The sequence below is a fragment of the uncultured Wocania sp. genome (assembly GCF_964021735.1).
GTDB lineage: Bacteria > Bacteroidota > Bacteroidia > Flavobacteriales > Flavobacteriaceae > Wocania_A.
The window spans coordinates 1-7143 of record NZ_CAXIBN010000162.1; the positions used below are offsets into that span (position 1 = coordinate 1).

Below are 7143 nucleotides of genomic sequence, written 5' to 3' on the forward strand. Positions count from 1 at the left end.
AATGACAAATAAAAAGAAAAAAGTTGATAAAGAGTTTGGTTTATCCTCTTGGGCTATTAATAATAAAACAACCATGTATGTGTTGATTGCGTTGATCTTATTCCTCGGAGCCAAAGCATATTTTAGTATGCCTAGAGAAAGTTTCCCAGAAATAAAAGAAACCAAAATTTATATAAGCTCTATATACCCAGGAAATACTGCAGAAGATATTGAGAAACTTATAACAGACCCCATAGAAGATAAGCTTAAAACTGTAAGTAATGTGGTTGAAATTACCTCAACCTCACAAGAAGATTACTCCATTGTTATTGTAGAGTTTGATGAAAATATATCTGTTGAAGCTGCAAAACAAAAAGTAAAAGATGAAGTAGACTCTGAAACTTCTGGTGAAGATTGGCCAACCTTTAATGGTGCTAAAGTAGAGCCTAATGTGTTCGATTTAAGCATGTCTGAGGAAATTCCTATCCTAAATATTAATATTTCTGGTGATTATCCTGTTGATAAGTTAAAAGAATATGGCGAATATCTTGAAGATGAAATTGAAAGCTTGCAAGAAATTAAACAAGTAGACATTAGAGGTGCTCAGGAAAAAGAAGTTGAAGTCGCTGTCGACATTTATAAAATGATGGCTGCGCAAGTAAGTTTTGATGATGTTATTAACACCATTAATAGAGAAAACATGACTATGTCTGCTGGAAATTTAATATCTAGCGGACAACGACGAACTATAAGAATTATCGGTGAAATTGATAATCCTAATGCACTAGAGCGTTTTGTTGTTAAGTCTGAACATAATAACCCCATTTATTTAAGAGATGTTGCAACTGTAACCTTTAAAGACGAAGATAAAACCACCTATGCTAGAGAATTTGGTGAACCTGTAGTTATGCTAGATGTTAAAAAACGTGCTGGCAAAAATATGGTTGATGCCGCAGAACAAATTCAAGTTATTGTAAATGACGCCGTAGAAAATGTTTTTCCACCAGATTTAAAAATAACGATATCAAACGATCAATCATCAAAAACTATTGGTCAAGTTGATGATTTAGTTAATAATATCATCTTTGGTATTATTCTCGTAGTTACCGTTTTAATGTTCTTTTTAGGATTTAAAAATGCCTTATTCGTTGGGTTTGCGATTCCTATGTCTATGTTTATGTCCCTTATGATTTTGAACATGTTAGGCTATACCATGAACACAATGATTCTTTTTGGGTTAATTATGGGCTTAGGAATGCTGGTAGATAACGGTATTGTTGTAGTAGAAAACGTTTATCGTTTAATGAGTGAAGAAGGGATGAGTAGAATTGAAGCTGCAAAAAAAGGTATTGGCGAAATTGCCTTTCCAATTATTATTTCAACTGCAACAACAGTGGCGGCTTTTGTTCCGTTAGGATTATGGCCTGGAGTTATGGGACAGTTTATGATTTATTTCCCAATAACATTATCAGTTGTTTTAGGATCATCATTATTTGTTGCTATTTTCTTTAACTCTGTAATGGTGTCTCAATTTATGACTACTGAAGATAAAAACATGCCTTTAAAACAAATCATTAAAATATCAGTGATTTTTGGGGTTATAGGCTTATTGATTCTTTTATTTGGTGGAGCGTATCGTGGTTTAGGCACATTAATGATTGTGACTGTTATACTACTTTGGATTTATAGATTGTTCTTAAGAAAATGGTCTAACGGATTTCAAAATAAAATCTTGCCAAAATGGGAAAGTTTATATGAAAAATCACTCCGCAAAGCTTTGAGCGGAAAAATGCCCGCAATTATAACTATAGGAACAGTTATTCTTCTTTTTATTGCTTTTATGGGCTTTGGCGCATCAGTTGGAAGCCAACGCACAAAAGTTGAATTCTTTCCAGACAATACACCAAATCAAATTATAGTTTACATCGAATATCCAGAAGGTACCGATATTAAAAAAACCAATGCCATTACAAAGGATATTGAAAAACGTGTTTATAAAATTATTAATGATCCAGTATATTTTGAAGGTGATTTCAACTTTTTAACAGAAAGTGCTGTATCTCAAGTGGGGGAAGGTGCTGGAAATCCACAAACCGATGGTGGTTCTGCTGCAGAAATGCCACATCGTGGTAAAATAACTGCAACCATGCGCGAGTATAAATACCGTAAAGGCGCAGATAGTAACGAACTTCTTAAAAAAATTCAAGAAGACTTAAAAGGAATTTACCCAGGAGTGAGTATATCTGTTGAAAAGGATCCTGTTGGCCCTCCTGCTGGTTATCCAATAAACTTAGAACTTGAAGGAGAAGACTATTCTCAACTTATTGCTACCGCAGAAAAAATGCGTGATTTAATTAATTCTAAAAATATTCAAGGTATTGATGAGTTAAAAATTGATGTAAATAAATCTAAACCAACAATGCAAGTTCTTGTTGATAGAAAAAAGGCTGGTGAATTAGGTGTTACTTCTGGGCAAGTTGGACAACAATTACGTAACTCTATTTTTGGTGCTAAAGCTGGCATATACAAAAAAGATGGCGAAGATTATGATATTTATGTACGCTTTAATGAAGAAAACAGATACAATACTAGTGCTATTTTTAATCAGAAAATAACATTTAGAGATATGGCATCTGGACAAATAAAAGAAATTCCAGTATCTGCTGTAGCAAAACATAATAACAACTCTGGTTTTAGTGCTATAAAACATAGAGATGTAAAACGTGTAGTAACATTATATTCTGCATTAGCACCTGGTTTTATTGATGCTAGGGCCATTGTATCTCAAATTGAAAACGAAACAAAAGCGTTTATAGAAAACGAAGTAGCCGATGGTGTAAGAATTGATTTTACTGGACAAATTGAAGAACAAGAAAAACAACAAAACTTTTTAAATGGAGCATTCCTAACTGGTTTGGGGCTTATATTTTTCATCTTAATTTTCCAATTTAACTCGGTTTCTAAACCAGGAATTATCATGCTAGCCATATTTTTAAGCTTAATTGGCGTTTTTGGTGGCATTGTTATAACAGGAAGCTCTTTTGTTATTATGATGACCATGATGGGAATTATATCGCTCGCAGGAATTGTAGTAAATAATGGCGTTGTTCTCCTTGATTATACACAATTACTTATTGATAGAAAAAAGATAGAACATAATTTAGAAGATAATCAATATATTGAAAATAATGAACTTTTAGAGGCTATAGTAAAAGGAGGAAAAGCACGTTTGCGACCTGTTTTGTTAACTGCAATTACCACTATTTTAGGATTGATTCCTTTAGCAACTGGCTTAAATATTAATTTCTTTACATTGTTTAGTGAGTTTGATGCCAATATTTACATGGGTGGTGATAACGTAATTTTTTGGGGGCCATTAGCATGGACTGTTATTTACGGCTTACTAATAGCAACGTTCTTAACCTTAATCGTTGTTCCAATTTTATTCTATTTGGCAACTAAATTTAAAATGTGGCTTTATAAAGATAGAGTAGCTCATTACAAAGAAGAACTTGTGCCACAAGAAGTATTAAATACGGATGAGCGATTAGAAGATTAATTTAATTTACGACTAACTCAATTAATTGTAGAGCTCCAGAATTTCTTAATTGAAAATCTGGAGTTTCTTTTTTTTTAGACTACTTCCACTCAAAATCACCAGTTTCAACAGACCAATCGTTTCCAAAAAAACCAGCACATTTAACAGCAGGCATCCCGTTTAACAAAACCTCATCGTCAAAAAGTAAAACATCAGGAAATGTAGTACCGTTTACTAAATAATGGTTCATATAAGCGGCTTTCATGCCTTTGCTTCCTGTTGCAGCAACTACGCCTACACTCGCTTTATTGCTATCTTTTCTTGGTACAATAAAGTACATTCCCCATTGGTTTCCAAATAGTGATTTCCCATTAAAATTAACACCATAATCCTTTACTTGTATTGGACAATCCTTTAAAAGTTTATTCCAAGCCATGTTATTATCTGCATTACCATAAATCACAACATTTCTATCGGTATATTTGTTTAAAGAGAAATCGACATCTTTTACAATTTCTATATGTCCGTTGGCTCTATACCAAAACGTTTCTGCATCAAATCTTGCTCTGTTATAATACCATTCATTTTCTGTGGCAGTACCATTTGTAGCGTAAACAAACACCACATTATTTCTAAAAGCGTCCTTAAAACCACCATTTCTATGAGGCCCTTTTTCTTTTAAGCTGGGTGATGATGTCGTTTGCCATTTTTTATCAACTTTCTTAAAAAATACTTTTTTATCATTTTGAATTTCTAATGAAGTTTCATCAATTTTAATACTTGAATTATCATCTTTTAAAGCTGAAAAATCAACTTCAATTAAAGCCACATTATCAGTTGTTAATTGATAACCATCTTCTTTTGAAAACTTAAACGAACTCGTTTCAAAAGCCTTTTCTTGCTGATGAATCGTTATAAAATGAGATGATGCAGAAACCCCAGGCGAACCTGTAAAAAATTCATACTTTTTTTTATCATTATCATCTTTAATGGTTCGCTGTTTAAAAAAATTAAAAATAGGATCCCAATCTACACTATGGTTTCCATACCAATGCGTACCATTTGGATATTCGTAATACGTAAAATCTGGATGAAATTTCCCTAAGCGTTCGCGCATATCACGAGCAATATCCGTAGGTACTACATTATCAATTTCGCCATGCAACACATAAACTCCATGATGCAAATAGTTCCGAATAAGTTGCAACGTTCTACTAGGAGCTCCTGCTCTGTGAATCATGTCTTCAATTGCAGTTGGAACATGTTCCGTTGTTATTCGCTCCAATATTTTTGGGGTAACTCCAAAACGTTTTAATTGGTCTTCCGGCATGTTTATCATTCTTTTTGTAAATCCGTCTCTATATAAAAGTAAATCTGGATAACCCGCACATGGTGCGATAGCTGCAAATTTATCGGGATAGGTTGCACCCAGATACCACGTACCATGACCTCCCATAGAGTGACCTGTTAAATATATTTTTTTGCTATCGGGTTTGTAAATGCTTTTAGCATCTGCTAAAACTTCCAAAGCATCTATACGTCCCCAATCTTCCCATGCAAACCCAAACGGACGACGATTGGTTGGCGCTATTAAATTACCCCAATCTTTTTTCTTATATGCATTAGCCTGATTTACGGCTTCAACCGAAGCACCATGTACCGATAAAAATAAGGCGCCGTTCTCTAAATTTTTGTTACTTGACGGCGAGACGCTGTAATATTGTATACTGCCATCTACATTACTTTTAAGAGTGCGCTTATGGTGGTTATGCTTAGATTTTATTTCAATTTGAATGGTATTCATGCTTATTAATACGCCATTTTTAGCATTCAAACTTAATTTTAAATCGACTTTTCCAAGTTGTTTTTCATCTGAAACAGAAGCTATTTTAAAAGGTACTTTTTGAACACTTAAAGGCGGGATGTTTGGGATTTGGTACGATAACGAGACACCATTAATTTCAGAGGTAATCGTATGGCTTTCAACCCAATTATCTGAGGTATTAATTATTCTGATAGCGCCCAAATAGGTTTTGTCTTCTTCAACCAAAAGATCGGGCAATGTTACATCGCGGGTGGTAAATTGAACTGGCGTTTGAGGGGCAATCAATCGGGCTCTAATTCTGGGGAAACGACCCACTTTCAACACGAACTTGTTTAATCCTTTTTTCAATTTTAAAGGAATTAAATTCCACCCAAAATCATAATGATCACCTTCATGTGGCAATCCATTAATTAAAACAAGCGAGTGACCTGAAGCTTCAAAAAGCACTGTTTGCTCACTGTTAGAATTGTAACTTAAATACACATAACTCGATCTTAAATTTCTATCATTAAAACTATTTGTAGTATCAGTTGCAATGGCTTTCCATTTTAATTCATTGCCTGTAAAGTCAATATCGAAAACATCATCATTTTCAGGCTCATAATTAGCTTGCATTAAAAACCGACTAAAAACTTGGTCTTTTGGAAATGCCGATGAGTTAAATTTATAGTTCTGAATTTTTAAAGCTAATCCTGTTTTAAAAACGTGTAAAAGTGTTCCTTCTTTAATATCGTTAACTTTTTCTTTTCCGAAATATTCAACAATATTTCCTGTACGTTGCTGTGCTATTAAGGTTGAAGACCCAATCATCAAAAATAGTAAGATGACACTTGTTTTAATTCTGGTTAAATGCATTATAAATCGATTTTTATTTTAGTTAACTACCTTCGAGTAAGCTCAAAAGGCATTTAGTAAGAAAAGAGATTAAAATTTTCAAAGTAACTTCCGAGTATTTAAATCTCGATTATCGAGTAAAATTAGGCATTTAATTTCATCTAAAAATATTTTTCGACCAACAACAATAAGTCTCCAATAAAGAACTTTTAAAACTTTAAAAAAGACAGATAAAATAGGTCATGTACATGGTTATTTCTTTAAATTTGCACTTCAATTTCACTAGCATGTATAGAAGTCATAATTGTGGCGAATTAAACGCCTCTCATATAAACACAGAAGTTACCCTTGCAGGTTGGGTTCAAAAATCTCGCGACAAAGGGTTTATTGTTTGGGTCGATTTACGCGACCGCTACGGCATTACGCAATTGGTTTTTGATGAAGAACGCACCTCAAAAGAATTAATCGAACAAGCTCAAAATTTAGGTCGAGAATTTGTTGTTCAAGTTAAAGGAACAGTTATTGAACGCGCTTCAAAAAACCCCAATATGCCAACGGGCGATATTGAGATTTTAGTTTCAGAATTAAATGTTTTAAATGAAGCAAAATTACCGCCGTTTACTATTGAAGACAAAACCGATGGCGGCGAAGATATTAGAATGAAATATCGCTATTTAGATATTCGTCGTAACCCTGTAAAAAACAGTTTAATTTTTAGAGCTAAAGTCACTCAAGAAGTTCGAAATTACTTATCTAATGAAGGTTTTATTGAAGTTGAAACGCCTTATTTAATAAAGTCAACTCCAGAAGGTGCACGTGATTTTGTAGTACCAAGTCGAATGAATGAAGGACAATTTTATGCATTGCCACAATCGCCTCAAACCTTTAAGCAATTGCTTATGGTTGGTGGCATGGATAAATATTTTCAGATTGTAAAATGTTTTAGAGATGAAGATTTACGTGCAGA

At 33.6% G+C, this 7143-nt stretch carries 3 protein-coding genes; 2 read left to right on the forward strand and 1 reads right to left on the reverse strand.

Annotated features, from left to right (window positions below; translation table 11 throughout):
* Position 1 precedes the first annotated feature (1 nt).
* Positions 2 to 3538, forward strand: coding sequence for an efflux RND transporter permease subunit (locus tag AADI82_RS12430; RefSeq protein ID WP_341216750.1), 3537 nt, complete (start codon positions 2 to 4; stop codon positions 3536 to 3538).
* 79 nt (positions 3539 to 3617) lie between these two features.
* Here AADI82_RS12430 and AADI82_RS12435 read toward each other — a convergent pair whose 3' ends face one another.
* Complete coding sequence (locus AADI82_RS12435) at positions 3618 to 6197, reverse strand: alpha/beta hydrolase (protein ID WP_341216751.1); 2580 nt, start codon at positions 6195 to 6197, stop codon at positions 3618 to 3620.
* Positions 6198 to 6463: 266 nt separating this feature from the next.
* On the opposite strand from AADI82_RS12435, the gene AADI82_RS12440 reads away from it, so the two are divergent.
* Positions 6464 to 7143: amino acid--tRNA ligase-related protein (locus AADI82_RS12440; RefSeq protein WP_341216752.1), on the forward strand; the 680-nt coding region annotated here is incomplete at its 3' end.

Excerpts from the sequence above, each read along its gene's own strand:
- AADI82_RS12435 (WP_341216751.1), bottom strand. The coding sequence starts at position 6,197 with ATGCATTTAACCAGAATTAAAACAAGTGTCATCTTACTATTTTTGATG.
- AADI82_RS12430 (WP_341216750.1), top strand. The coding sequence starts at position 2 with ATGACAAATAAAAAGAAAAAAGTTGATAAAGAGTTTGGTTTATCCTCT.